The 229-nt window shown below is 69.9% G+C and carries 1 pseudogene; it reads right to left on the bottom strand.

Annotated elements, in window-relative coordinates:
• Window positions 1-229: pseudogene (locus KVT37_RS33310) on the bottom strand (phosphoadenylyl-sulfate reductase); the annotation flags it as partial.

The following is a 229-nucleotide window of genomic DNA, read 5'->3' on the forward strand; positions in this document are numbered from 1 at the left end:
GCGCCCCAGCGGCGCGTCCTTGCGCGCATTGCAGCAGGGATGGGTATCGGTCTCATTGAGACTGCCGGGCGGGACGACGCGTTCGAGCGCCGCCTCGCCCGGCTTGATCACGCGGATATCCGTCAGGCCGAAATCGGCGGGGGGGGCGCCGGGATAGCCGGGCGTTTCCTCGAAGTGCTTGCCGGTGTCGGGGAGGATCACCGGCGGGGAAGGGGGGTCTCCCGATTTC

Source organism: Mesorhizobium sp. GbtcB19 (assembly GCF_019091085.1).
In the GTDB taxonomy this organism is placed as follows: Bacteria; Pseudomonadota; Alphaproteobacteria; order Rhizobiales; family Rhizobiaceae; genus Mesorhizobium.